Annotated in this window: 2 protein-coding genes and 1 pseudogene; 2 read left to right on the top strand and 1 reads right to left on the bottom strand. The window is 65.5% G+C overall.

All coding sequences use genetic code 11. The features are described from left to right. Together EOA86_RS30900 and EOA86_RS30895 are read left to right on the top strand one after the other, a co-directional pair. On the top strand, positions 1–352 hold a 352-nt coding region (locus EOA86_RS30900; protein WP_128345078.1), incomplete at its 5' end, for an FAD-dependent oxidoreductase. A gap of 3 nt (positions 353–355) precedes the next feature. Continuing rightward, on the top strand, positions 356–2,182 hold the full coding sequence (locus tag EOA86_RS30895) for an alanine racemase (protein ID WP_128345076.1): 1,827 nt from the start codon (positions 356–358) through the stop codon (positions 2,180–2,182). Here the strand turns inward: EOA86_RS30895 and EOA86_RS30890 are convergent. Next, positions 2,183–2,377 (bottom strand): annotated as a pseudogene (locus EOA86_RS30890) (carbohydrate kinase); the annotation flags it as partial.

Raw genomic sequence — 2,377 nt, 5'->3', positions numbered from 1 at the left:
CATCGGCTATTCCAGGCTCGGCAACCGGCTGCGGCTCGCTTCGACAGCCGAGTTCACCGGCTTCGACCGCACCCACAAGCCGAGCGATTTCGCCGCCATGTTCAGGACCGGCAACGATCTGTTCCCGGGTGCCTTCGACGAGAACAAGGCCGAGCTCTGGGCCGGCTTGCGGCCGATGATGCCAAGCTCGGTGCCGGTCATCGGCCAAGCGCGCTACAGGAATCTGTACCTCGACACCGGCCACGGCCATGTCGGCTGGACAATGGCCTGCGGTTCCGGAAGATTCCTTGCCGATGTGGTCTCCGGCCGCAAGCCGGAGATCGACCCGCAAGGGCTCGTCTACAAAGGCTAGATCATGTCCGGACCGCAAGTCGCCATCGACCTTGGCTGCATCGAGCGCAATGCACGCACGGTCGTCGACCGCTGCGCCCTGTCCGGCATCAAGGTCTTCGGCGTCACCAAGGGAACTTGCGGCATGCCGCAGGTGGCGCGAGCCATGCTCCGTGGCGGCGTCGCCGGCATCGCTGAATCGCGCTTCGAAAACATCCGCCGCCTGCGCGACAGCGGCATCAATGCGCCGATCATGCTGCTGCGCAGCCCGCCGATGGCGCGCGTCGAGGAGGTGGTCCGCACCGTCGACATCAGCCTGCAATCCGAACTCGCCACCATCCGCGAGCTGTCGCGTATCGCCGCGCGCATGGGCCGCGTCCACGACATCATGCTGATGATCGATCTTGGCGACCTCAGGGAAGGCATCTGGCCGAACGATCTCGTGCCCACTGTCGAGCAGATACTGGCACTCAAGGGCGTGCGCATCGCCGGCATCGGCACCAATCTCGGCTGCTTCGGCGCCATCATGCCGACGGAGGAAAATCTCGGGCAACTTGTCGCCCATGCCTACAAGGCCGAGCGTCTGTCCGGCGCAAGGCTCGACTGGATATCAGGCGGGGCGTCATCGTCGCTGACACTGCTGCTCGAAGGCCTGCTGCCCGCCGGCATCAACAATCTGCGGGTCGGCGAAGCAATCCTGCAGGGTGGCGTCGAAACCTTCCGCGAGACGCCGTGGGCCGAACTGGAACCCGATGCCTGCCGCCTGACCAGCGACATCATCGAGGTCAAGCTGAAGCCGTCGCGGCCGATCGGCCAATCCGGCTACGACGCTTTCGGCAACCAGCCGGTGTTTCCCGACGAGGGCGACAGGTTGCGCGCCATCGCCAATATCGGCCGCGAGGACGTTTTGATCGAAGGTTTGACGCCGATTGCCAAGGGCGTGCGGGTGCTCGGCGCCTCCAGCGATCATCTGCTCCTCGATGTAACCGACGCCGACCCGCCACCCGCCGTCGGCGACCGTGTCGCCTTCCGCATGAGCTACGGCGCCATGCTGTTGGCGATGACCTCGGAATATGTCGAAAAGGCCCCGATGCACGATGTCGAGGATTTCTCCGGCCGCAAGATGGTGCAGATCACAGCCGAACCGGCGGCCGCCGGCATCCTCGCCAGGGAAGCGACCGGCGCCCGGCTGGAGGCGATGAATTTCGATGTCGTCGAGCTGGCCGATATCGAGCGACCCCCATCCGGCCTGGTCCGGCTCACCGCCGGGAGTGACCGGCGCATCGCCCACAAGGCGCTGACGATGACCGCGCGGGCGACACACTCGTTTGGCCTGATCTGGATCGATTCCATCGCCGCGCTGATGCCCGAGGGCGAAGACGGCATCGACCTGCCGGAACGTTCGGTGCTGGCGCGCGCGCTCGGACTCGATCACAAGCCCGGCGCGCTGCAGCCGCAACTGTCGCCGGAAAACGTCGTCATCGTCGGGCTGCGCCATGCCGATCCGGCCGAAGCCCGGGTGCTGAAGGATTCGCGCGTCTCCGCATTCACCATGACCGACATCGACGCCATGGGCATGCGCGACCTGATGCACGAGGCGATCCGCATCGCCACCTCCGGCACGCAAGGCTTCCATGTCAGCTATTCGCCTCAGGTGACCGAATTCGCCGGCTGGGAGGCTGGCTCCGGCGGCATCACGGTGCGCGAAACGCATCAGGCGATGGAGGCCATCGCGCTGTCCGGCGGGCTGTTGTCGATGGATGTTTCCGGCCTGACATCAGGTTTGGAGCCGCGGATTGCGATAGACACCGTCAACTTCGTCATGTCGGCTTTCGGCAAGCGGATTTTGTGATCAGCCCCGCGCGTCGACAGCCGCGCGCCATGAGCGCGCATAAATCGCCCAGGCTGGGTCGGCCGGCGGTTCCATCCTTTCGCCTTTGCCTTGGACCGTTCTTTGGTCCGACGCCAGCAAGGCAGCGCCGATACTGGTGCCGGTCGCAGCCTCGGACGCAATGACGGCACGCGCCGTCGCTGCAGCCAGCATCCT

The sequence above is a fragment of the Mesorhizobium sp. M5C.F.Ca.IN.020.32.2.1 genome (assembly GCF_004023105.1).
Lineage (GTDB): Bacteria > Pseudomonadota > Alphaproteobacteria > Rhizobiales > Rhizobiaceae > Mesorhizobium > Mesorhizobium wenxiniae.
Note: the sequence above shows the minus strand (reverse complement) of the source record. Positions and strands in the feature narration are given on the sequence as shown.